The sequence below is a fragment of the Pseudomonas spirodelae genome, assembly GCF_034653255.1.
In the GTDB taxonomy this organism is placed as follows: domain Bacteria; phylum Pseudomonadota; class Gammaproteobacteria; order Pseudomonadales; family Pseudomonadaceae; genus Aquipseudomonas; species Aquipseudomonas spirodelae.
Map to the genome: position 1 here is coordinate 1 of NZ_JAYEET010000051.1, position 21,698 is coordinate 21,698.

At 60.9% G+C, this 21,698-nt stretch carries 18 protein-coding genes and 2 pseudogenes; 7 read left to right on the forward strand and 13 right to left on the reverse strand.

The genetic code is table 11. The features are described from left to right. Window positions 1-267, forward strand: a pseudogene (locus SOP97_RS16770) (group II intron reverse transcriptase/maturase); the annotation flags it as partial. Between the two features lie 365 nt (window positions 268-632). After that, complete coding sequence (locus tag SOP97_RS16775) at window positions 633-2,021, forward strand: NAD(P)/FAD-dependent oxidoreductase (RefSeq protein WP_322950216.1); 1,389 nt, start codon at window positions 633-635, stop codon at window positions 2,019-2,021. Between the two features lie 32 nt (window positions 2,022-2,053). Here the strand turns inward: SOP97_RS16775 and SOP97_RS16780 are convergent, their stop codons facing one another. Both SOP97_RS16780 and SOP97_RS16785 read right to left on the reverse strand, forming a co-directional pair. Next, the gene (locus SOP97_RS16780; protein ID WP_322950217.1) at window positions 2,054-2,839 is read right to left on the reverse strand and encodes a tetratricopeptide repeat protein; all 786 of its coding nucleotides are present in this window, start codon (window positions 2,837-2,839) and stop codon (window positions 2,054-2,056) included. Between the two features lie 4 nt (window positions 2,840-2,843). Next, window positions 2,844-3,524 (reverse strand): Fe2+-dependent dioxygenase, encoded by a 681-nt coding sequence (locus tag SOP97_RS16785; RefSeq protein ID WP_322950218.1) that lies wholly within the window; start codon window positions 3,522-3,524, stop codon window positions 2,844-2,846. Between the two features lie 166 nt (window positions 3,525-3,690). Between SOP97_RS16785 and SOP97_RS16790 the strand changes: the two genes are divergently transcribed. Further along, complete coding sequence (locus SOP97_RS16790) at window positions 3,691-6,015, forward strand: TonB-dependent receptor (protein WP_322950219.1); 2,325 nt, start codon at window positions 3,691-3,693, stop codon at window positions 6,013-6,015. A gap of 299 nt (window positions 6,016-6,314) precedes the next feature. Here the strand turns inward: SOP97_RS16790 and SOP97_RS16795 are convergent, their stop codons facing one another. The 5 genes from SOP97_RS16795 to SOP97_RS16815 all read right to left on the reverse strand — a co-directional run bounded on the left by SOP97_RS16795 (window position 6,315) and on the right by SOP97_RS16815 (window position 12,525). Further along, the gene (locus SOP97_RS16795; protein ID WP_322950220.1) at window positions 6,315-7,865 is read right to left on the reverse strand and encodes a sulfite reductase subunit alpha; all 1,551 of its coding nucleotides are present in this window, start codon (window positions 7,863-7,865) and stop codon (window positions 6,315-6,317) included. Between the two features lie 176 nt (window positions 7,866-8,041). Then, a complete protein-coding gene (locus SOP97_RS16800; protein ID WP_322950221.1) occupies window positions 8,042-8,968 on the reverse strand; it encodes a DUF4198 domain-containing protein in 927 nt (308 codons plus the stop codon). A 14-nt stretch (window positions 8,969-8,982) separates the two neighbouring features. After that, on the reverse strand, window positions 8,983-9,492 hold the full coding sequence (locus SOP97_RS16805; RefSeq protein ID WP_322950222.1) for a DUF2271 domain-containing protein: 510 nt from the start codon (window positions 9,490-9,492) through the stop codon (window positions 8,983-8,985). Window positions 9,493-9,503: 11 nt separating this feature from the next. Next, window positions 9,504-10,097 carry a PepSY-associated TM helix domain-containing protein gene (locus tag SOP97_RS16810; RefSeq protein WP_322950223.1) on the reverse strand — a complete coding sequence of 198 codons (594 nt, stop codon included), beginning with the start codon at window positions 10,095-10,097 and terminating at the stop codon, window positions 9,504-9,506. A gap of 208 nt (window positions 10,098-10,305) precedes the next feature. After that, complete coding sequence (locus SOP97_RS16815; protein ID WP_322950224.1) at window positions 10,306-12,525, reverse strand: TonB-dependent receptor domain-containing protein; 2,220 nt, start codon at window positions 12,523-12,525, stop codon at window positions 10,306-10,308. A 229-nt stretch (window positions 12,526-12,754) separates the two neighbouring features. Between SOP97_RS16815 and SOP97_RS16820 the strand changes: the two genes are divergently transcribed. The 3 genes and pseudogenes from SOP97_RS16820 to SOP97_RS16830 all read left to right on the forward strand — a co-directional run bounded on the left by SOP97_RS16820 (window position 12,755) and on the right by SOP97_RS16830 (window position 15,073). Then, complete coding sequence (locus SOP97_RS16820) at window positions 12,755-13,498, forward strand: 5-oxoprolinase subunit PxpA (RefSeq protein WP_322950225.1); 744 nt, start codon at window positions 12,755-12,757, stop codon at window positions 13,496-13,498. Then, complete coding sequence (pxpB, locus tag SOP97_RS16825; protein ID WP_322950226.1) at window positions 13,495-14,172, forward strand: 5-oxoprolinase subunit PxpB; 678 nt, start codon at window positions 13,495-13,497, stop codon at window positions 14,170-14,172. The genes SOP97_RS16820 and pxpB overlap by 4 nt, the downstream gene beginning before the upstream one ends. Further along, a pseudogene (locus SOP97_RS16830) lies at window positions 14,169-15,073 on the forward strand (5-oxoprolinase subunit C family protein). Before pxpB ends, SOP97_RS16830 begins: the two are co-directional and overlap by 4 nt. A 25-nt stretch (window positions 15,074-15,098) precedes the next feature. Here SOP97_RS16830 and lnt read toward each other — a convergent pair. The 5 genes from lnt to miaB all read right to left on the reverse strand — a co-directional run bounded on the left by lnt (window position 15,099) and on the right by miaB (window position 20,499). Then, window positions 15,099-16,619, reverse strand: a complete 1,521-nt coding sequence (gene lnt / locus SOP97_RS16835; protein WP_322950227.1) for an apolipoprotein N-acyltransferase — start codon at window positions 16,617-16,619, stop codon at window positions 15,099-15,101. Between the two features lie 123 nt (window positions 16,620-16,742). Next, window positions 16,743-17,582 carry an HlyC/CorC family transporter gene (locus SOP97_RS16840; protein ID WP_170048471.1) on the reverse strand — a complete coding sequence of 280 codons (840 nt, stop codon included), beginning with the start codon at window positions 17,580-17,582 and terminating at the stop codon, window positions 16,743-16,745. Between the two features lie 9 nt (window positions 17,583-17,591). Further along, on the reverse strand, window positions 17,592-18,077 hold the full coding sequence (gene ybeY / locus SOP97_RS16845; protein ID WP_170048470.1) for an rRNA maturation RNase YbeY: 486 nt from the start codon (window positions 18,075-18,077) through the stop codon (window positions 17,592-17,594). Further along, a complete protein-coding gene (locus tag SOP97_RS16850; protein ID WP_322950228.1) occupies window positions 18,070-19,068 on the reverse strand; it encodes a PhoH family protein in 999 nt (332 codons plus the stop codon). The genes ybeY and SOP97_RS16850 overlap by 8 nt, the downstream gene beginning before the upstream one ends. 87 nt (window positions 19,069-19,155) lie before the next feature. Further along, window positions 19,156-20,499, reverse strand: coding sequence for a tRNA (N6-isopentenyl adenosine(37)-C2)-methylthiotransferase MiaB (miaB, locus tag SOP97_RS16855; RefSeq protein WP_322950229.1), 1,344 nt, complete (start codon window positions 20,497-20,499; stop codon window positions 19,156-19,158). A 135-nt stretch (window positions 20,500-20,634) separates the two neighbouring features. Between miaB and SOP97_RS16860 the strand changes: the two genes are divergently transcribed. Further along, entirely contained in the window at window positions 20,635-20,958 is a 324-nt protein-coding gene (locus SOP97_RS16860) for a DUF1820 family protein (protein WP_090249225.1), read from the forward strand. A gap of 161 nt (window positions 20,959-21,119) precedes the next feature. Here SOP97_RS16860 and SOP97_RS16865 read toward each other — a convergent pair whose 3' ends face one another. Next, on the reverse strand, window positions 21,120-21,671 hold the full coding sequence (locus tag SOP97_RS16865) for a tetratricopeptide repeat protein (protein WP_322950230.1): 552 nt from the start codon (window positions 21,669-21,671) through the stop codon (window positions 21,120-21,122). Window positions 21,672-21,698: the final 27 nt, after the last annotated feature.

The window sequence follows — 21,698 nt, forward strand, 5'->3', positions numbered from 1 at the left end:
CCACTGGAAGAGCTGGATGGCTGGGTCAGGCACAAACKTCGCTGTGTCATCTGGCGGCAATGGAAGCAGCCCTCTACGAGGGCGCGCAACCTGATGCGCCTGGGATTGAGCGAGGAGCGTGCCTGCAAGTCGGCCTTCAATGGCCGAGGCCCGTGGTGGAACTCAGGAGCGCCGCATATGAATCAGGCGCTGCCGAAGAAGCTATGGGACAGACTTGGACTGGTCTCGATACTGGATACGATCAATCGGCTTAACCGCATGGCCTGAACCGCCGTGTACGGAACCGTACGCACGGTGGTGTGGGAGGACGGCGGCCGTGAGGCCGCCTCCTACCCGATTCTGGAACAGTCCGCGGCAGTTGGTTTCAACTGGCTTAGGCGTTCTTTGGCTCGGTGGGGCAGGCTGTGATTTGGGGCGTTCCAACGTCAATTTGTATGAATATATTTCATTGTCTATCGGCGCTGTGCTCTGGCCTGGAATGGCCGATGAGGTGGGCCTATACGCCGTTTTCGGTTGCGCGACTTTGCGCTGAAAACGCAGTCATCGTGAATCAAGTTCAGGGAACACGCCTTGATGGTTGCGCGCCGAGCGCGTTAGGGTGAAAAGGCCATTCAATTTGAGAGGAGATAGGTTTGTCCCTGAAAATCGCTATTCTTGGGGCCGGCCCCAGCGGGCTCGCACAACTTCGATCCTTTGTTTCCGCCCAACTTGCCGCGCATGAAGAAATGCCCGAAATCGTCTGCTTCGAGAAGCAGAGTGACCTCGGCGGCATGTGGAATTACACCTGGCGTACCGGCCTGGATAAACACGGTGAACCGGTGCACGGCAGCATGTATCGCTACCTCTGGTCCAACGGCCCGAAGGAGTGTTTGGAGTTTGCCGACTACTCCTTTGACGAGCACTTTGGCCGCGCCATTCCCTCCTACCCGCCGCGTGAAGTGCTGAAGAATTACGTGATGGGGCGCATTGAACGCAAAGACGTGCGCAAATTCATCCGCTTTGAAACGGCCGTGCGTTGGGTCAGCTTTGACGAACACACGCAGCGCTTCAGCGTCACGGTGATGGACCACCAAACGGACCAGCTGCGCACCGAGGAATTCGATTTCGTGGTGGTGGCGACCGGGCACTTCTCCACGCCCAACGTGCCTTATTTCCCTGGCGTCGAGCGTTTCCCGGGGCGGGTGCTGCATGCCCATGACTTCCGCGATGCGCTGGAGTTCAAGGACAAAGATTTGCTGCTGGTCGGCAGCAGTTACTCGGCCGAAGACATTGGCACCCAATGCCACAAGTACGGTGCCAAGTCGGTGACCTTCAGCTACCGCTCCAGGCCATTGGGTTACGACTGGCCGGCCGGTATTACCGAAGTGCCGCTGCTGGAGCGCCTGGACGGCAACGTGGCGCATTTCAGTGACGGCAGCAGCAAAGCGGTGGATGTGATCATTCTGTGTACCGGCTACCAGCACAGTTTCCCGTTCCTACCGGATGACTTGCGCCTGCAGACGCACAACCGGCTTTACCCGCAGAGCCTGTACAAGGGCATCTTCTGGGAGAGTAACCCGCGGTTGATCTACCTCGGCATGCAGGATCAGTACTTCACCTTCAACATGTTCGATGCCCAGGCGTGGTACGCCCGTGATGTCATGCTGGGGCGGATCCCCTTGCCGGATGCGCCGGCCATGCAGGCGGACATGCAAGACTGGCTGGGCCGCGAAGAAGCCTTGGCAAACGCCAGTGCTGAAATCGATTTCCAGGCCGCTTATGTGCGCGATCTGCTGCAGCCGACCGACTATCCCGATTTTGCCGTCGAGGCCCAGGGTGAGTTGTTCAAGCGCTGGAAGCAGGACAAGAAGGTCGACATCATGGGCTATCGCAACCAGTGCTACACCTCGACCGTGACCGGCACTGCGGCCCCCGAACTACCCGCGCCTTGGCTGGAAATTCTCGATGACTCGCTCGAGCACTTCCTCAGCCATGACTACGCTGGAGCGGTTGGCGAGGCTAAAGAGCCGACCTGCGTCTGAGTGATGGTGCTGGGCTGGGCTAACTCGGCCGCTCAGGTGGTCAGCGCCGCGTAGCAGGCTTGGTCGTCCGGGCTGCCCAGCTCGGCGGCCCGGCGATGATAGTCGATGGCCAGTGCGCGAATGCTCGGTTGCGCGGTTTGCAGCAGGGCGGCGCGGGTGCTGCGTAGAAAGTTCAGGTTGCCGCCCGTCAGTGCTTGCCGGAGCCACTGTTCGGCGTCTGCTATTTGTCCCTGCGCAGCCAGCACGGCGGCCAGGCTGTACTGGCCGCGGAAGTCGCCTGCGGCGGCCGCGCACTGGTACCAGTAAAGCGCCTTGCGGGCATCCGCCTCGACGCCCAAGCCATCCTCGTAGCAACGTCCGCTCAGGTTCATTGACTTGGCATGCCCGGCTTGAGCCGCTTGCAGGTAAAGGCTGAAGGCGCGTTCGAGGTCCTGCTTTACCCCGCGTCCGGTGGCGAGCAGGTTGGCCAGGTTGTACAAGCCCCAATCCAGAGCTTGGTCGGCCGCGTGTTGGTAATGCTCGGCGGCAAGCGTTGGGTCGGCTGGTACGGCCCAGCCGTGTTCATGACAGCGGCCGAGCATGTTGTACGCCATGGCGTTCTGTTGCGCGGCAGCGATGCGAAACCAGACCAGTGCCAGCTGTGCGTCGCGCTCAATGCCTTGGCCTTGCAACAGAATCTGCCCGAGCATTACCTGGGCGTCGGGGTGGCCAGTGCTGGCGGCGGCCAGTATCGCCCGTGCGCGCTGACTGGGCGTGCCGGATAGCATCTGGGTCAGTTCTGCGGTGGTGATGGCGGCAGTGCCGCGCAGGATGGCCATGCGCTTACAGGTCGGCCCAGCGGCGCAGGAGGTTGTGGTAATTCCCGGTGAGCTGGATCAGTGCCGGGTGCTCCGGTACGTCGCGGGTCAGGTGTTGGATGGCTTGGTCCATGTCAAACAACAGGCGGCGCTGACCGTCGTCGCGAACCAGGCTTTGGGTCCAGAAAAATGCGGCCAGGCGGGTGCCGCGCGTGACGGGCTCAACCTTGTGCAGACTGGTCGCCGGGTAGAGCACCAAGTCGCCCGCAGCAAACTTGACCCGCTGGGTGCCGTAGGTGTCCTCGATTACCAGCTCGCCACCGTCGTAAGAGGCGGGGTCGCTGAAAAACAAGGTAGAGGAGATATCGGTGCGCACCCGTTCCGCGCTGTTACGGACCTGGCGGATGGCGTTGTCGATGTGGAAGTCGAAACTGCCGCCCCCTGTGTAGCAATTGAATAGCGGTGGAAACACCTTGTGCGGCAGTGCCGCAGACATAAACAGAGGGTTACTCCACAGGCGCTGGAGCATGGCTTCGCCAATCTGCCGGGCGAGTGGATGGTCCTCGGCAAGCTGCAGGTTGTGCTTGGCTTTGGCGGACTGATAACCCGCTGTGGCTTTGCCATCAGCCCACTCGGCCTGCTCAAGCGCCGTGCGGATGGTGGCGACGTCCTCTTGGCTGAACACGCCGGGGATGTGTAGAAGCATGGTGAAAACCGCTGATTAGGAGCTGCTGGCAATGATAGGCATTCTCGATGAGATGTAACAGGGCTTTTCGGAATGTTTCAGGGTTCTTCATAATCTAATTGATATTGCTTATCGTTTAGTCTAATTTCCGCCCCGCTCACAACTATCTCTGGGTGGAGAACACTTGATGTCTTGCACGACTACCGATCAATCGGCATTTACCCCGCGTTTTCTCGCCACTGCCGTCGGCGTGGCGCTGTCCGGCTTATCCGCGACCCAACAGGCACACGCTGAAGAGCCAAAGGGCGAAGCCTTGGTGCTCGATGCGGTGAATGTTGTAGGTCAGGCGATTGACGAAACCAGCTATCAGGTTGAGCGGGTGCAGTCGAGCAAGTACACCGCGCCGTTGGTTGATACGCCGCGTTCAGTCACCGTGGTGCCGCAGCAAGTGCTTAAAGACACCAACGCCCTCAGCCTGCAGGACGCACTGCGAACCGTGCCGGGCATCACCATGGGGGCGGGCGAGGGCGGTAACCCACAGGGCGACCGACCGTTTATCCGTGGCTTCGACTCGCAAGACAGCACCTACCTGGACGGCGTGCGGGATACCGCTTCACAAAGCCGTGAGATTTTTGCGGTTGAATCGATCGAGGTGGCTAAGGGCCCGAACTCCGCCATTGGCGGGCGTGGCGCGGCGGGTGGCAGCATCAACCTGGTGAGCAAAAAAGCCCATGTCGGTAATTCCTTCGACGGCGGCTTCACCTGGGGCTCCGACCAGACCCAGCGTTACACCTTGGATGGCAATTACCAGTTCAGCGACAGCGCTGCTGGCCGCCTCAACCTGATGAGCCACGAAAGCAATGTGGCGGGGCGCGACAAGGTCAATTACGACCGCTGGGGGATCGCCCCGTCGCTGGTATTTGGCATGGGCACCTCGACCCGCCTCAACCTCGATTTCTACCACATGGAAAGCAACGATCTGCCGGACTCGGGGATCCCGTTCAGCATGAATTCGGGAGGCACTGCGCGCTCATCAGCCAATCCGGATAAGCCTGTTGATGGCGGCGATAGCAGTAACTTCTATGGCCTGACCGATCGCGACTTCCGTAAAACCCGTACCGACACCTTTACGGTGGCGATCGAGCACGACCTGAACGATGCGCTGACCCTGAAAAACACCCTGCGCCACGGCAACAGCATGCAGGATTACATCCTTACCCAGCCGGATGACAGCAAAGGCAACGTGGCCAATGGTACGGTGTGGCGGCGGATCAACAGTCGGGTGAGCAACACGGCGACGACCACCAACCAGACCGACCTGTTTGGTGAGTTTTACCTTGGCGGCTTTAAGAACAACTTCTCCACCGGGATTGAATTGAGCCGAGAAGTCAGTAAACGATCCTCTTACTCGGTCAACACCGATACCACACCGGCGACAGGTGGCGCGGCCAGCAACAACTGTCGGCCGAACATCATCGGTGCCCCTAGCGGTTACAACTGCACCTCGCTGGGCAACCCGAACCCTGATGACCCTTGGGCCGGTAGCGTTAGCCGTAACTATGCCGGTACCGACACCTCCAGCCGTACGCGCGCGCTGTATTTCTTCGACACCCTTGAGTTGGACCCGCAGTGGTTAGTGAACGCCGGGCTGCGCTACGACCACTTCGCCACCGACTCAAAAAGCTATGACGCTGACAGTGTGACCACCAGCAAAGGCGAAGACACCAGTGAGTTCGTCACCGGCCAGTTGGGCTTAGTGTTTAAGCCTGCCGACAACGGCAGCATCTATGTGTCCTACGCCACTTCGGCTACACCGCCGGGCTCTATGCTGGGTGAAGGGCAGGAAGGCAACGCGTTGACATCCACGTCGGCGCCGCTGGTTTCCAGTGACCTGCAGCCGGAAGAAACGCGCAACTACGAGATCGGCACCAAGTGGGATCTGCTGGCTAATCGGTTGTCGCTGACCGCCGCCATCTTCCGGACCGAGAAGACCAATGCACGGGTGCTGGTAGCGGACAACACCTATGAAAACGCCGGTGAGACGCGTGTCGACGGCCTTGAGCTGAGCGCCAGCGGCCAGATCACCGACAAGTGGCAAGTGTTCGCCGGTTATAGCTATCTCGACAGTGAGCTGGTTGATCCAGGCAAGGCGTCGGTGGGGCGTGGCGCGACAGTGGCACCCGGGGAAAACCCCAATCAGGGTAATCAGCTGACCAATACGCCGAACCACAGCTTCACCCTGTGGACGACGTACGACGTGACGGACAAGTTCACCGTGGGCGGCGGCGCGTTCTACATGGATGAAGTGTTCGGCAACGCGGCGAACTCGGTGGTGCTGGATTCTTATGTGCGCTACGACGCAATGGCGAGCTACAAGCTAAGCAAAAACGTCGACCTGCAACTCAACGTGCAGAACCTGACTGATGAGGTCTACTACGACAAGGCCTATACCCACTTTGCCAACCAGGCTGCTGGGCGGACCGCTTTGCTGAGTACCAACGTGCATTTCTAATTGCGCTGAGCGTTAACCGAGGCCGCCCTGTTTGCAGGGCGGCCTTTTGTTTGGTCGATGATTTTCTTGGCGCTCATCATGATTGGCCGCTGGGGGTGAGGCGTCCGCCGGATTGCCTTATGACGGCGCAGTGAGCGCGACCCGCTGCGGGTTAGCGGTTTACCTAGCGTGGGGCGGTTACGGCTGTGAGTGGGCGGGTGTTTCCTGTGCTCACGTAGGGCGGCTAGTCGTGCGCTAAAAACGAGTTGGCGCTGGTGTCACCTGCGCCGGCAAACAATGCCCGGCGCTAAACGCTTGGCTCAATACAGATCCCGCCGGTAGCGACCCTGTTCGGTGAGCTGCTCCAGCGCCGGGTCGCCGAGCAGGTCGAGCAACACCTGATGCACCTCGCGCCCCATGCCTTCCAGGCTGCCGCAGACATAGATGGCTGCGCCGCTGGCCAGCCATTGCTGCAGCTCATCGGCCGCCTCGCGCAGCAGATGCTGAACGTAGCGTTTCGACGCGTGATCGCGGGAGAACGCCAGGTCCAGGCGCTCTAGGTGACCGTCTTGCTGCCAGGTCTGTAATTCGTCCTGGCAGAGGAAGTCGTGCGCGCGGTTGCGTTCGCCAAACAGCAGCCAGTTGCGGCTGCCGGGCGTCAGGGCGCGCTCACGCAGATGGCTGCGTAAACCTGCCAGGCCACTGCCATTGCCGATCAGGATCAGCGGCGTGTGGGCCGCAGGGCCGTGGAAAGAGGGATTGGCGCGAATACGCAAGGCGATGTTCTGGCCCGGCTCGGCGTAACAGCAGAGCCAGCCGGAGCCTATGCCAAGTTGCCCGTTGTTGCTGTACGCCTGCCGAACCAGCAGTTGCAGAGCGCCGTCGCGAGGCGTCGAGGCGATGGAGTATTCGCGGTGTGCCAGCCGTGGCAGTTGCGTCAGCAGCTGTTCGCCGCTCAGCCCCTGCAAGGCGGTGTGTTCGCTGGGCAGCTGATGGTGGCTTAGGGCTTCATCCAGGCGACACGCATCGGGCAGGATGTGGGCAGGATTCAGCGCCAGAGTGTCTAGCCACTGCTGCACCCGTTCGAGTGGGTGGCGCGGCCCCACTTCGGCAATATCGCCCGCACGCCAGTGTTGTTCGCACGCCGGCGTAAGCGTCAATTCATACAGCGGCGCGGCAGCGCTTGTGGGGTTTAGGCAGGCGCGGTGGCTGAGTTGCCACTCGCTAAACTGCGCCGGCTGCCAATCGCTAAAGTTATGGCCACCCGCCAGGTGACCGAGTTGTTGTTGCCAGTGGCGCAGTGTGCCGGCATCGGCTTTGTCCACGTCCAGGCGATCAAACAAGCGGTTGGCGTGGCGCTGGTGAAGCAGGCGATCAATCCGTTCACCGAAGCCGCAAAAGTGTTGATAGTCGCGGTCGCCCAAGGCCAGTACGGCATAGTCCAGCGGGCTGAGGTCGAGATGCGGGTCTTGCAGCAGGCGCTCGAAGCGCACGCCGTTATCCGGCGCTTCGCCTTCGCCATAGGTGCTCAGGACAAACAGCATGCGGCCCTGCAGGTGCTCTGGGCGCAGGTGCGCAAGGCTGATGATCTGCGCCGGGATGCCGGCTTCGCGCAGTTGCGTGGCACTGCGTTCGGCCAGGGTTTGCGCTTGGCCGCTTTGGCTGGCGTAGGCAACCCGTACGCCCTGATTTATAGGCTCGGCGACGGCGTGAGGCCGCTGGCGGTAGCCGCACTGTGCGCAGAAACCCAGATAAGCCAGGGTAATCAGGCCCGCGCAAACCTCACGCGGCGGTTGTAGCCAAAGCAGCAGCCAAGCCAGGAGCAGGCCGGCGACAAGCGGCCAGTAGCGCAGAACAGTGGGGCGGAGCATTTGGTAACGTCCAAGGAGCGGTTTTGCTGGGCGGGTGATCGGCCGGCAGCCGGGCGGCTGCGCTGTTGCATTAGCGGCGCGCGCTCAATAGGCGATGCATGACCCTCGGCACAAGTCGCTCAGCGAACGGCTTGTGCCGAGGGAACAGGCCAGCAACTGGCCTGTTCTGCACGCGCTTATTGCGGCAGCACTTCCAGGGTGGTGCTGTACACCGCGCGGCGCTCGGTGGCCGGCGCCGTTACCCCGTCCTGGGTGGTCATCTCGGCTTCCAGCCAATACATGCCAGCCGTCGGCCAGGTGATGCTGAAGGCCCCTTTGGCGTCGGTTTTTAGGGCGATCTCGCCACTCTGATCGCGGTAGCGGTTACCACCGGGGATCACGCTGACTTCCACGCCGGCGGCCGGCTTGCCATCGAGTAGCAGGCTGAACTCGGCTGCTTCACCAGCGAACAGGTCGTTGGGGTGAGTGATCGGGGCCAACTCCAGGCCGACGCCGGTGGTTTTCAGCACGCTGTTGGTCGGCTGACCGGAGGTGACGAACACTTCCATGCGGCTGCTGCTCTGGCTGACTTTCAGGTCTTTGGCGTTGGCCGGTACCTGGGCGGCGAAGTCTTCGGCCTTGCCTATCCAGCGCTGGTTCTGCTCGCCATCTTTCCAGCGCGCGGTCAGGCCGCTGTTGGCTACTGCCAGTTTGTAGGTGCCTTTCTGCGTCAGGTGCACATCGAAGGTGCTGCGGTAGCGGCCGACATTGCCGAACTCGGCGGTGCCTGCGCTGCCGTCTGGCGCCAGGATTTGCAGCTTGCTGGCCGGGCGGCGCATCGGCGGCTTAGCGGCTATCGGGCCGGGCTGAGCGGGTTTGGCGGCGGCTGCTTGGTTTTGCTGGCCACGCGGAGCCAGTTGCAAAGGCTTGCCGATACCTTCCAGTTGCAGCGGGAAATGCTCGAAGTAAAACAGGTCATTGGAGACGGCGGCATCGACGGTGATCCACGGGTCTTCACCGGACAGTACGGTTGCCGAAGGCAGCATCCAGGCACGGTGCGCCTGGGCGGAAAGCGGCAGGCAGATGGCCAGCGTCAGGGCGGTCCATTTGATCATCGGGGTCATGAAAACTTCCTTAGTCAGGGTTTGAGTTTCAGGCTAACGGCACCCAGTTCGCTGGTGCCCTGGACGCTGGTGCTGGCGGCATGCTGGATCGGCCACTGGAAGGGCACACGCAGCAGTTCGCGGCCACCGACTTCCCGTGCGGCTTCAACCACCACGCGGTATTCGCCGGCAGGCAGATCTTTGAATGCGGGGTCTTGCTCGCTGAAGCTCAAGCTATGCTGGCCGGCTGCTTTGGTTGCGCCGCTGATGCCGTCCACCGGCATCTCCAGGCTGCGACCACTGCGGCGCCACCACTGGCGCATGTCCTTGAGCCATTTTTCGCCTTCTTTGTTGGCCATCTTGCCGTCATACCAAACGGCCAAATTGGCCACGTGGCTCTGGTCGGGGCGTTCAACCCAAATGGCGACATAAGGGCGGTGGTACTCGGCCACCTGCAGACGCGGGATTTCAACCGCAACGTCCAGGCTGGCGGCAAAAGCCGGTGCGCTGAATAGCGCGGTTAGGGGCAACAAGCGTTTACGCATAGCAATATTCCTTAGTGAATAAACAGCAGCGCGAGCAGGGCGGGCAACACCAGCCCCAGTAACACCACTGGCCACGTGCTGCGGCGATTTGAGGCGTAGCGCTGCAACAGCAGCAGGCCGCTGAGGCTGAAAATTACGCAGAGCCCGGCAAATACATCGATAAACCATGACCAGGCAGCGCCGGTATTACGGCCCTTATGCAGGTCGTTGAGGTAGGCAATCCAGCCGCGGTCGGTGGACTCGAACTCCAGTACGCCGACGTTGATGTCCAGGCTCAGCCAGGCGTCGCCGCCGGGGCGGGGCAGGCCGATATACAACTCGCCATCCGACCATTCGGCATCACGGCCATCCAGGCGAATCGGCAGCTCACTTTGCAGCCACTGGCGCAGGGCTAGCGGCATACCCTGGGTGGGCGGTTGCGCTTGCAGCTCGGCCTGTAGGGCGGCGGGCAAGTGCGCCTGATGGTTGATGACCAGCGGTTTGACCTCGATCTGCGCGGCATGGTTGAGGGTGATACCGGTGGCCGCAAACAGCAGCATGCCAACCAGACACAGTGCAGAGCTGATCCAGTGCCATTGGCGCAGGGTGCCAAACCAGGGACGCATGGGGATCCTATGTCGCGATGTTGAGCGAATAATTTGGCTGCTATGCAGCGGGTTAATGAGCGCGGATTTTAAGGGGTATTCGAGATTGAATACTAATAATTTACCAATAACATACATTCGCGTTTTCGTGGGTGACCTCACAGCCCCTATGCAAAAGCCCGCCAGCCGTTGAGGGCTGCGGGCTTTTATTCAGGCGATCAACCTGGGTTTAAAAGGTGAGGTTGGCTGACAGCCAGAGGCGACGGCCTTCTTCCAGAACGCCAGTGGTACCAGACGTGGAGTGAGCGAAGTCGGTGCCGTAGGCAGTGCCCATCGTCAAAGAACCATTATTGGCGTAGCTGTAGGTGTCATACGCTTTACCCTCGACGAAGTCCTTATCCAGCAGGTTGTAGATGCTGGCGTTTAGCGTCAGGTTTTCTGTGGCTTTAAACGAGCCGCCCAAGTGGAGCAGGGTGTAGGCCTTGGTGTTCTTGCCCAGGGTGTCGTAGATCGACTGGTTGGTGGAGTAACGACCGCTATCTGCCAGGTTCTCGTATGTGGAAGTGAAGCGCGCCCGCTCACCGCGGTACTCGCTCTTCAGCCACAAATTGAGGCGGTCGCTGGTTTGCCAGTTGAGTTTGGCGTTGGCCAGGTGTTTCGCTGTGTTGGTCAGGGGCTCGCCTTTGTTGTCGCCGCTCTTTTGCTCGCTGTCGGTATAGGTGTAGTTACCGCTTAGGGTCCAGGCTGGCGCAAACTGCCAGCTTGCGGCCAGTTCCAGGCCTTGAGTGACGGCCTCATCGATATTGATTTGTTGCGAGTAGGTGCCGTTGGGGATGCCCGGACGCCCGACTATTTGAATATCGTCGCCGCTGGATATTTTGTCTTTGAATTTATTGTGGAACAGCGTGGCATTGGTGGTGAAACCGGCCAAATTATCGAAGTAGATGCCGAACTCTGTGCTGGTGGTGGTTTCTGGCTCTAGCGAGGGGTTGCCGATAGTGACGACCTGGCCCTGGCGAGTAACGCCGTTTATCCCGCCATACAGGTCGTTCAAGTCCGGGGTGCGGTAGCCACGGCTGACGCCGCCTTTGAGGGTCCAATTGTCCGTGGTATTCCATACCAGGTAGGCACGCGGGCTGACATGCCCGCCGAATGTTTCGTGGTCGTCGTAGCGCGCTCCCAGTGTCAGAGCCAGATCGTCACGCAGGCGCCATTCGTCTTCGGCGAACACCGCCCAAGTTTTTTGCTCAAAGGTGGTTTGGGCTATGCCATCGGTCATTTCGGCGTCCCACCATTGGCCGCCAATGGTGCCTATATGGGACTCACCGAGTGGGGCTACCAGCTTGGTATCAAAAACCAGATTAGTGGTTTCCAAGTCGCGGTCATCACCGCCGATTGCACCGGGGACAATTGTTGGGTTGCCGATAGTTCCTGGGATCGTGCGGCCGATTGTTTCGGTGGTGTTATGCATCAAGCTGGACTCAAGCGTACCGAAGCCGAGGCGAGCAGTGTGGGTGAGGGCAATTTGTTCGCGCTCGAAGCGCAGTTCGTCCGCATAGCCATTAGCTCTGATGTTGTCTATGCCGGTGCAGCCTTGATTCTGACCATCGAGGGTGCCCAGTTGGCACTCGTCGTTGTTATACGCCTGCCGCCCGCGCTCCACATCCAGGCCAAAGTCGTGATTCTCATGGGGCGTCAGGGTCAGGCGTGCGCCGAGCGTGTTGTTATCCCCCTCGACTGGCGATGGGCCGCGCGCGCTGACGTCGATGCCGTCGCCGTAGCTCAGGGTTGACTCTTCACGGCTAAACAAGCTGCCGCGCACCTGCAGGCCGAGCAGGCCGTCGATCAGCGGGCCGCTGGCGAAGACGCTGGTGTTGCGGGTGTCACCGAAGTCGCGGTGTTCCTGATAGGTGTAATCCTGGGTCAGGGAGCCGGTCCACTCGGTGGCCACTTTCTTGGTGATGATGTTGACCACACCGCCCATGGCGTCGGAGCCGTACAGGGTCGACATTGGGCCGCGGATCACTTCAATGCGCTCGATTGCCGACAGTGGCGGCATAAAGCTGGTGGAGGTTTCGCCGAAGCCATTGGGGGTAACGTTGCCCGCAGCATTCTGCCGGCGACCGTCAATCAAAATCAGGGTGTACTGGCTGGGCATGCCGCGAATGCTGATGTTCAGGCCGCCGGTCTTGCCGGTACTTTGGCCGATGTCGATGCCTTCCACGTCGCCCAGCGCCTGCGCCAGGTTGTTGTAACGTTTCTGTTGCAGGTCTTGACTGCTGATAACGCTGATGCTGGCCGGCGCATCGGTGATTTTCTGCTCAAAGCCTGATGCTGAAACCACCACGTCGCTCAAGGTCACAGGTTGATTGGCGTAGACGCTGGTTGTTAGGGTGGTAGCCAGTGTGACGGCGCTAGCCAGGGCGGTGCGAGAGCAGGCGGGATGCATCGAAAACTCCAAGTGTTAATTCATGTTGTCCGCGAATTCTAATCAGAAGTAGGTGCAAGTGATAAATAGTTTCATTTGCGCTTGTTTCAAGTTGTTTCGCTGTGCTTTTGGCCGTGGATAGCCTGCTCTTACACGAGCGGCTTGGCCTGGCCGCTCACGGCGTTGCCGTGAGGCTTGAGTGACGAGGCAAGGCTTCCCGACAGGGCGCTGGCGCTCTAAGCTGGCGAGCATGAAAAGAATCCTGCTGAACTGCGACATGGGTGAAAGTTTTGGCGTGTGGCACATGGGTGATGATGCCCATGCCATGCCGTTGGTTGATCAAGCCAACCTGGCCTGCGGCTTTCACGCATCCGACCCCCTGACCATGCAACGCACCGTCGCTCTGGCGTTGCAGCATGGGGTGAGCATCGGTGCGCACCCGGCGTACCCCGACTTGCAGGGTTTTGGTCGCCGGCATATGGCCTGCTCGCCGGAGGAGGTCAGCGCGCTGGTGCTGTATCAGCTCGGCGCGCTGGATGCCTTCTGTCGTGCGGCGGGCACTCAACTGGCTTACGTCAAACCGCATGGCGCGCTGTACAACGACCTGGTGCGGGACGATGTGCTGTTCAATGCAGTGCTTGAGGCCTGCGCCAGTTACCGCAGAGGCTTGCCGCTGATGGTATTGGCCTTGGCTGATAACAGCCGTGAGCGGCGCTTGGCCGATGCAGCCGCAGTGCCGCTGATGTTCGAGGCCTTTGCTGATCGCGCTTACCTGGCCGATGGCCAGTTGGCGCCGCGGCGTTTAAGTGGCGCGGTGCACCATGATCCGCAGCGGATTCTTGAGCAGGCCCTGGCGATTGCCCGGGGCGAGGCGTTTGCCGATATCGACGGCAAGCCATTGCAACTGCGTGCTGACAGCCTCTGTGTGCATGGTGATAACGCCGACTCGCTGGCCGTACTGCGGCGTTTGCGGGCGATGCTGGAAGCCCTATGATCCGCCTGGAACCGGCAGGTGCCGAAGCGCTGCTGCTGGTGCTGGCCGAACATCCGGATGGGCAATTACCGCTGCGTATCGCTTTGCTGGCTGCGCGTATCCGCGATGAGCTGGGGGAGCTACTGACCGATCTGGTACCCGGTTGGACCAGCCTGCTGCTGCACTATGACCTGATTCGTACTGACCATCTGCAGCTGGCTGAACGACTCAAACCGCTGCTGGAAGCGTGGTTGGCTGAACCCTTTGCGGGGCAAGCCGGGCAACTGCATGAAATCCCCATCTGCTATGACGGTGAAGACCTGGCTGACGTCGCCCGGCAGTGTCGGTTGAGTGTTTCCGAGGTGATCAAGTTGCATGCGGCGACGGAATACCGCGTCGGCGCGATTGGTTTTGCGCCGGGCTTCGCCTACCTCGGCGAGTTGGATGCTCGGCTGGCGTTGCCACGTCGCGCCACCCCGCGTATTTCCGTGCCGGCCGGTAGCCTGGCAATCGCCGAGCGACAAACGGCGATCTACCCGCAGAGCTCGCCCGGCGGCTGGCACCTGATCGGCCGCTGCCCCTGGTTACTATTCGATGCGGCGCAAACGCCACCGTGTCCCTTGGCGTTGGGCGATCGGGTGCGCTTTCGCAGTATCAGTGAGCGCGAGTTTATCCGTGAGGGCGGCCAGCCATGAGCGGTCTGCGCGTGCTCAAACCCGGGCCGCAAAGTGTGCTGCAGGATGCTGGGCGGCGCGGTTGGCAACACCTCGGCGTGTCGCCGGCCGGGCCAATGGATTGGCAGGCGGCGGCCTGGGCTAATCACCTGCTGAATAATCCCTGGGGCACGCCGCTGTTGGAAATCGCCCTGGGCGGCGTCGAGTTGCAGGCCGAGGTCGACACCTGGGTGGCGGTGTCGGTGCCCAGGTGCCGCTGAGCCTGGATGATCAGCCACAGCCGCTGTGGACGCGACTGCCGCTGCGCAAAGGTCAGCAGCTGCGCTTGGGCTTTGCCCGTAGCGGCCAGCGTGCGTATTTGGCGGTGGCCGGCGGTTTTCATGCAGCGCCCGTGTTGGGCAGTGTCAGTGTGCAGTTGCGCGAGGGGCAGGGGCGAGCCTTGCAGGCTGGGGATGTGTTGGCTTGTGGGCCGGCACACTTCAGTCATGCGGCCAGCGTGCCTTGGCCCTATCTGCCAGATTACCGCTGCAAGCCCCTGTTGCGGGTGATTACCGGCGGCGATGCGGCGAGTTTTGCGCAGGAGCAACTGGAGGGCTTCTTTGCCCAAACCTGGCAGCTCAGCCCGCGCTCCGACCGCATGGGCGCGCGGCTGATCGGTGAGCCATTGCGCCCGCCAGAACGGCAGTGGTCATTGGGCGTTGGCCGTGGGGCGATTCAGGTGCCGCCGGATGGCCAGCCAATTATCTTGCAGGCCGATCACCAGACCATGGGCGGTTACCCGCTGCTGGGCTGGTTGCACCCGCTCGATCAAGGCCGTCTGGCGCAGTGCCCGGCGCACCACCCGCTGCGCTTCACCCCGGTCAGCATTGGCGACGCGCAGACGGAGCTGCGCGAGTTTTGCCGATTCTTTCGCCGAATATAGGCACTTTTGTAGGGTGCACCTGCCGTTAAAGTGTCTTGGCCATGCGGCTGGCGAGCAACGCCCAGCCAAACAGCAGCAGGCAGATAATCAGCATCGGCCAGCCGCGCCAGTACAGGTAAGGCGTCAGCCCTTGCATGGGTTGTACCTGGCCATAGAGCACACCTTGTTCGAACTGCGGCAGCTGCTCGGTGATCTGGCCCTGCGGGTCGATCAGCGCGGTCACCCCGTTATTGGTGGCGCGGATCATCCAGCGGCCGGCCTCCAGCGCGCGCATCTGCGCCATCTGCAAATGTTGCAGTGGGCCGGCGGAACGGCCAAACCAGGTGTCGTTGCTGATGGTCAGCAGCAGGTCGCTCTGGGCCGACAGGCCGGCGGCGAACTCCGGATAAACCACTTCGTAGCAGATAAACGCCGCGATTGAGTGGCCCTTGGCCTGCAGCAGGCTTTGCTCGGCCGGGCCCCGGGCAAAGTCCGACATCGGTAGGTCAAAGAAGGCGATCAGGCCGCGCAGCACCTCCTGCAACGGCACGTACTCACCGAATGGCACCAGCTTCTGCTTGAGGTAGTCACCGCTGCCCTGGCCAACCACGCTGATGCCGTTGTAGTAACGCTGCTCACCGCGTTCGTTGCTCTGGCGAATAGGCACGCCGGTAATCAGCGCGGCATTGCGCTCATTGGCGAAACGGTTGATTACACCGAGGTAACCCTGAGCGCGATCCTTGAGTACCGGCACGGCGGTTTCCGGCCAGATGATCAAATCAGTCGGTTTGGCGCTGAAGGTCATGTCGCGGTACAGCGCTAGCTGGGCGTTGAGCTGCTCGGGGTCCCACTTCATGTTTTGTTCGATATTGCCCTGCATGGCCGACACGCTCAGTGGCTCGCCCGAGGCGTGGGTCCAGGCGTGGCCCTTGAGGGCTATAGCCGTGATCCAGGGGGCGCACAGCAGGCCAATACCGATGGCGAGAAGCGCTTTACGCGCGCGCAACTGCGTCAGGTTCACCAGCAGCGCGGCGCTCAGCGCCAGGCAGAAAGACAACAGCCATACACCGCCCACCGGGGCGAGGCCGGCCAGTGGGCCATCCAACTGGCTGTAACCGGCATACAGCCAGGGGAAACCGGTGAGGAACCAGCTGCGGAAGGCCTCTTGTGCCAGCCATAGCGCGGCAAAGGCCAGGGCATCAGCCAGTGGCGCTTCAACCCGGCGCAGCCAGCGCGTCCAGACCCAAGCGCTGAGGGCGAACAGCAAGCCCAGCCCGCCAACAAACAGCAGGGTCAGAAATACCGCCAGGGGCGGCGAGGCCGCACCGTAATCGTGGATGCTCACATACACCCAGCTGGTGCCGGCGGCGAACAGGCCAAAGCCATAACTCCAACCGCGCAGCGTCGCCTGGCGTGGCGTCAGGTCGCGCAGGCCGAGGTAGAACAGGGCAATCGAGAGGATGGCCAGCGGCCACAGATCAAAGGGCGCTAGCGCCAATGGCGTGATGGCGCCTGCGAGTAGGGCGATCAGGTTGCCGGGCCAGCCAGGTCGAGTTATCCAGTGCATTGCATGCAGATCCTTGGATTGAGGTGGCGCAAAGGGTAAAGGGCAATAGGCGGCGAGGGAAGGTGGGGCGTTGCTGGGCCGGCTATGTGCAACGGCCACCGATTAAGGTGGCCGTTTAGGGGATCAGTTATTGATCGGCGTCAGGCGTAGCAGGTGAATGCGGCGGCTGTCGGCGTTGAGAACGCGGAAGCGGAACTCGCCAATTTCGGTCACTTCATTACGCTTGGGCAGGTGGCCAAAGGCGCTCATTACCAGGCCGCCGACGGTGTCGAATTCGTCATCGGAGAACTCGGTATCGAAGGTTTCATTGAAGCTGTCGATCGGCGTCAGTGCCTTGACCAGGAAGTCACCCGACGGCAACGGCTTAACGTAGCTGTCTTCCTCGACGTCGTGCTCGTCCTCGATGTCGCCGACGATCTGCTCGAGCACGTCCTCGATGGTCACCAGGCCAGCGACACCGCCGTATTCATCAATGACCACGGCCATGTGGTTGTGGTTGGCGCGGAACTCACGCAGCAGCACATTCAGGCGCTTGGACTCGGGCACGAAGGTGGCCGGGCGCAGCAGGTCCTTGATGTTGAAGTTGGGCTGTTCGCCCGAGAGGATCAGCGGCAGCAGGTCCTTGGCCAGGAGGATACCGACCACATCGTCGAGGCTTTCGCCCACCACCGGGTAGCGCGAGTGCGCCGCTTCAATGATCGAGGGCAGAAACTCTTTGGGCGTCTGGTTGGCCTTGATGCTCATCATCTGTGAGCGCGGAACCATGATGTCGCGAACTTGCAGGTCGGCGACCTGGATGGCGCCTTCGACAATGGCCAGTGCTTCACTGTCGAGTAGTTTGTTCTGATGCGCTTCGCGCAGGACTTCCAGCAGTTCCTTGCGGTTTTTCGGCTCATGAGCAAACGCCTGGGTCAGTCGGTTAAACCAGGATGTCTGCTCGTTGCTCGATCGGTCTTCGCTCATGGTGGTTACTCAGGAACCTTCTGTGTTGTGTGTGGGTTCATCTTCATCGGCGTACGGGTCAGGGTGACCCAGTTCAGCCAGCAATTCTCGTTCCAGTGCTTCCATCTCTTCGGCTTCCTCATCCTCGATGTGGTCATAGCCGAGCAGATGCAAGCAACCGTGGATCACCAAGTGCGCCCAATGGGCTTCTGGGCTTTTGCCTTGTTCAGCGGCTTCGCGCTCGACCACCGGCGCGCAAATAACCAGGTCGCCGAGCAGCGGGATATCCAGAAATTCGTCCGGTACATCGGCCGGGAAGGACAGTACGTTGGTCGCGTAATCCTTCTGCCGCCAGGTGTGATTCAGTTCACGGCCTTCGGCTTCATCGACCAGGCGAATGGTCAACTCGGAATCGGCGCTGCGCTGGCGCAGGGCAATCGCGCACCAGGCGCGAAACTGCTCCTCGGTCGGTAGATTGCCGGCGTCGCTGGCAATTTGCAGGTCAAGCTCAATCATGCCGCTGCACCTTGGCGTCGAAAGGGGCCTGGCTGGCGTCGAACCGCTCGTAGGCTTCGACGATGCGCTGCACCAGCGGGTGGCGCACCACATCTTTAGGGTTGAAGTGGGTAAAGCTGATACCCGGCACGTCACGCAATACTTCAATCACGTGGGTCAGGCCGCTTTTGGTGCCACGCGGCAGGTCGATCTGGGTGATGTCGCCCGTGATTACCGCCGTGGAGCCGAAGCCAATCCGGGTGAGGAACATCTTCATCTGTTCCAGGGTGGTGTTCTGGCTTTCGTCGAGGATGATAAAGCTGTTGCTCAGCGTGCGGCCGCGCATATAGGCCAGCGGCGCAACTTCAATCACCTGTTTCTCGATCAGTTTGGCCACCTGCTCGACACCCAGCATCTCGTAAAGGGCGTCATACAGTGGGCGCAGGTAGGGGTCGATTTTCTGCGATAGGTCGCCAGGCAAGAAGCCGAGTTTTTCGCCGGCCTCAACCGCTGGGCGGACCAGCAGGATGCGGCGGATCTGCTCGCGCTCCAAGGCATCGACGGCGCAGGCCACGGCCAGGTAGGTTTTACCGGTACCCGCTGGGCCAATGCCGAAGTTGATGTCGTGGTCGAGGATGGCTTTGACGTAGCGCTGCTGATTGGCCCCGCGTGGGCGAATCATGCCTTTGCGTGTGCGCAGGGCGATGTTGGCTTCGGCGACCGGATTGCTCAGCTCTTCGACGCCAGACTCCTGCAAAAACAGGTGAACCATATCGGGCGACAGCTCGGTGCTTTGGGTTTCGCGGTACAGGCGACGCAACAACTGCTCAGCCGCGTTGGTCTGGCCGGCGCTGCCAACCAGTTCAAACTGGTTGCCGCGGTTGCGTAACTCAATGCCCAAACGCGCCTCGATGAGACGCAAGTGCTCATCAAATTGACCGCACAAGTTAGCGAAGCGGCGTGCCTCGAAGGGTTCAAGGATAAAGCGGAGTGGTTCTATGGATGCGTTCAAGGTCGTGTGATGGCCGCCAGTCGGCTGGGGTAGTGAGCGGAGAATAGCGCTAGCGGCCGCGAGGGGGAAGCTCGGGCCGCTACGGCTTTAGTTGCAGTCGGTTTCGTTGAGCAACGTGCCGCGCAGTGAGTTGGGCATGGCTTCGTCGATATACACATCGACAAATTGCCCGATCAGGCGCGGGTTGTCGCTGCGGAAGTTGACCACGCGATTGCTCTCGGTGCGGCCCTGGAGCCTGCCGGGGTCTTTCTTCGAGTAATCATTGACCAGGATGCGCTGTACGGTGCCGGCCATGCGCCGGCTGTTCTCAAAGCCCTGCTGAGTGATCCGGTGCTGCAGCAGTGCCAGGCGCTGTTTTTTCAGCTCCAGCGGCGTGTCGTCGGGCAGGTCGGCTGCCGGGGTGCCGGGGCGCGCGCTGTAGACGAAGGAGTAGCAGAAGTCGAAGCCGACATCCTCGACCAGCTTCATGGTCTGCTCGAAGTCCTTCTCGGTTTCACCGGGGAAGCCGACGATAAAGTCCGAGCTGATCAGAATGTCCGGCACGGCCGCGCGCAGTTTGCGGATGCGCGACTTGTATTCCAGCGCGGTGTGGTTGCGCTTCATCGCCGCGAGAATGCGGTCGGAGCCCGATTGCACCGGCAGGTGCAGGTATTTCACCAGCTCGGGGATCTCGGCGTGAGCCTGGATCAATGCATCGGAGAACTCCAGCGGATGGCTAGTGGTGTAGCGAATGCGGTCGATGCCCTCGATGGCCGCCACGGCATACAGCAGTTCGGCAAAGTCGGCAATCTGGCCGTTCTGGGTTGCGCCGCGGTAACCGTTGACGTTCTGCCCGAGCAGGGTGATTTCTCGCACGCCGTGTTCGGCCAGGTGGATGATTTCACCCAGCACATCGGCCATCGGTCGGCTGACTTCTTCGCCACGGGTGTAGGGCACCACGCAGAAGGTGCAGTACTTGCTGCAGCCTTCCATCACCGACACATAGGCGCTGGGGCCATCGACGCGCGGTTCGGGCAGGCGGTCGAACTTCTCGATTTCCGGGAAGCTGATGTCGACCTGGGCGATCTTGGTGGTGCGTGCGGCGTCGATCATTTCCGGCAGGCGGTGCAGGGTTTGCGGGCCGAAGACCACGTCGACGTAGGGCGCGCGATCACGAATCGCTGCGCCTTCCTGGCTGGCCACGCAGCCGCCGACGCCGATCACCAGGTCGGGGTTGGCGATCTTCAGCTTTTGCCAGCGGCCAAGCTGTGAGAACACCTTGTCCTGGGCTTTTTCACGGATCGAGCAGGTGTTGAGCAGAATGATGTCGGCATCTGCCGCTTGCTCGGTGACTTCCAGGGCTTGATGTTCACCCAGCAGGTCGATCATGCGCGAGCTGTCGTACTCGTTCATCTGGCAACCGTGGGTTTCGATATAAAGCTTCTTGGTCATGCGCGCTCAACAAGAGTGATTCGACGAACCGCGCATTATAGAGGCCGAAGGCTCCGGTTCCTAGCATTGCCTGTCGGGTGGCTATGCTATGATCCGCGCCCTTTTAATCAACCTGTCGGTACGAACTGCATAACCATGAGCAAGCGCGAACCCATCTACAAGGTGATTTTCCTCAACCAGGGTCAGGTGTACGAAATGTATGCCAAGCAGATCTTTCAGAGCGATCTGTGGGGCTTTTTGGAAGTGGAGGAGTTCGTCTTCGGCGAACGCACTCAGGTGGTCGTCGACCCCAGCGAAGAAAAGCTCAAAGCGCAGTTTGACGGCGTGGTGCGCAGCTTTATCCCGATGCACGCGATCATCCGTATCGACGAAGTCGAGCGCCTGGGCACACCGAAAATCAGCGAGGCCAAGGGCGGCGGTAATGTGATGCCGTTCCCCATGCCGATGCCGGATAAGTAAGAGTCTGCATACGATCTGCTGCGCGTCGGCCCTGCGGCGTTAAAAACAGGCTCGGAGTGCTCATGTACAAAAGCACACTCCGCTTCCTCGCCTGTTTTTGCCTTGCAGTGCTCTAGCTCGCGAGATCTTAAACAGCGTCTACGCGTGTTAGATGTGTTGAATCAGGGTAGCGGCGCGAACGGCGAGGTCAGGGTGTCGGCGTTCTGCAACTCCAGCAGGTAGTTACGGAAGATTTGCCCGAGCACCTGGCTGGCGATTTCCAGTTCATTGCGTGGCATTTGCGCGGCGATCAGGTCGGCGCTATCCATGGCCTCGTCCGAGCCATTCACTGCGGCCATTTTCAGCACGATATAGGCTTGCACCGCATTCGCCGGCACGCCTTCGCCGCGGAAAAACATCATGCCCAGGTGGTATTGCGACTGTGCATGGCCTTGCAGTGAGGCCTGCTCAAACCATTGCAGCGCCTGGCTGAGGTCGCGCTCGACACGCTTGCCGTTGTAGTAGAACTCGCCCAGCTCAAATTGCGCTTGCACGTCACCCTTGAGGGCGGCTTGTTGGCAAGCGTCGAGGGCGGACGGCAGTTCTTCGGCGGCAGTGTTGAGTGAGCAGCTGCCAAGCGCGGGGATCAGCAAGGAGTTACCGCCCGCAGAGGCGAGCAGTGGGAGTAGGAGCAGCAGGCAGCCCAGGGAGAGGGTGCGGCCGGTGCGTTTCATGAAAGTCCATTTACCTCGGGATGCAAA

Bases quoted from the DNA above. Each gene is read 5' to 3' on its own strand.
- SOP97_RS16780 (WP_322950217.1), bottom strand. From the start codon at position 2,839: ATGGCCATCCTGCGCGGCACTGCCGCCATCACCACCGCAGAACTGACC.
- SOP97_RS16785 (WP_322950218.1), bottom strand. From the start codon at position 3,524: ATGCTTCTACACATCCCCGGCGTGTTCAGCCAAGAGGACGTCGCCACC.
- SOP97_RS16790 (WP_322950219.1), top strand. From the start codon at position 3,691: ATGTCTTGCACGACTACCGATCAATCGGCATTTACCCCGCGTTTTCTC.
- SOP97_RS16795 (WP_322950220.1), bottom strand. From the start codon at position 7,865: ATGCTCCGCCCCACTGTTCTGCGCTACTGGCCGCTTGTCGCCGGCCTG.
- SOP97_RS16800 (WP_322950221.1), bottom strand. From the start codon at position 8,968: ATGACCCCGATGATCAAATGGACCGCCCTGACGCTGGCCATCTGCCTG.
- SOP97_RS16805 (WP_322950222.1), bottom strand. From the start codon at position 9,492: ATGCGTAAACGCTTGTTGCCCCTAACCGCGCTATTCAGCGCACCGGCT.
- SOP97_RS16810 (WP_322950223.1), bottom strand. From the start codon at position 10,097: ATGCGTCCCTGGTTTGGCACCCTGCGCCAATGGCACTGGATCAGCTCT.
- SOP97_RS16815 (WP_322950224.1), bottom strand. From the start codon at position 12,525: ATGCATCCCGCCTGCTCTCGCACCGCCCTGGCTAGCGCCGTCACACTG.
- SOP97_RS16820 (WP_322950225.1), top strand. From the start codon at position 12,755: ATGAAAAGAATCCTGCTGAACTGCGACATGGGTGAAAGTTTTGGCGTG.
- pxpB (WP_322950226.1), top strand. From the start codon at position 13,495: ATGATCCGCCTGGAACCGGCAGGTGCCGAAGCGCTGCTGCTGGTGCTG.
- lnt (WP_322950227.1), bottom strand. From the start codon at position 16,619: ATGCACTGGATAACTCGACCTGGCTGGCCCGGCAACCTGATCGCCCTA.
- SOP97_RS16840 (WP_170048471.1), bottom strand. From the start codon at position 17,582: ATGAGCGAAGACCGATCGAGCAACGAGCAGACATCCTGGTTTAACCGA.
- ybeY (WP_170048470.1), bottom strand. From the start codon at position 18,077: ATGATTGAGCTTGACCTGCAAATTGCCAGCGACGCCGGCAATCTACCG.
- miaB (WP_322950229.1), bottom strand. From the start codon at position 20,499: ATGACCAAGAAGCTTTATATCGAAACCCACGGTTGCCAGATGAACGAG.
- SOP97_RS16860 (WP_090249225.1), top strand. From the start codon at position 20,635: ATGAGCAAGCGCGAACCCATCTACAAGGTGATTTTCCTCAACCAGGGT.
- SOP97_RS16865 (WP_322950230.1), bottom strand. From the start codon at position 21,671: ATGAAACGCACCGGCCGCACCCTCTCCCTGGGCTGCCTGCTGCTCCTA.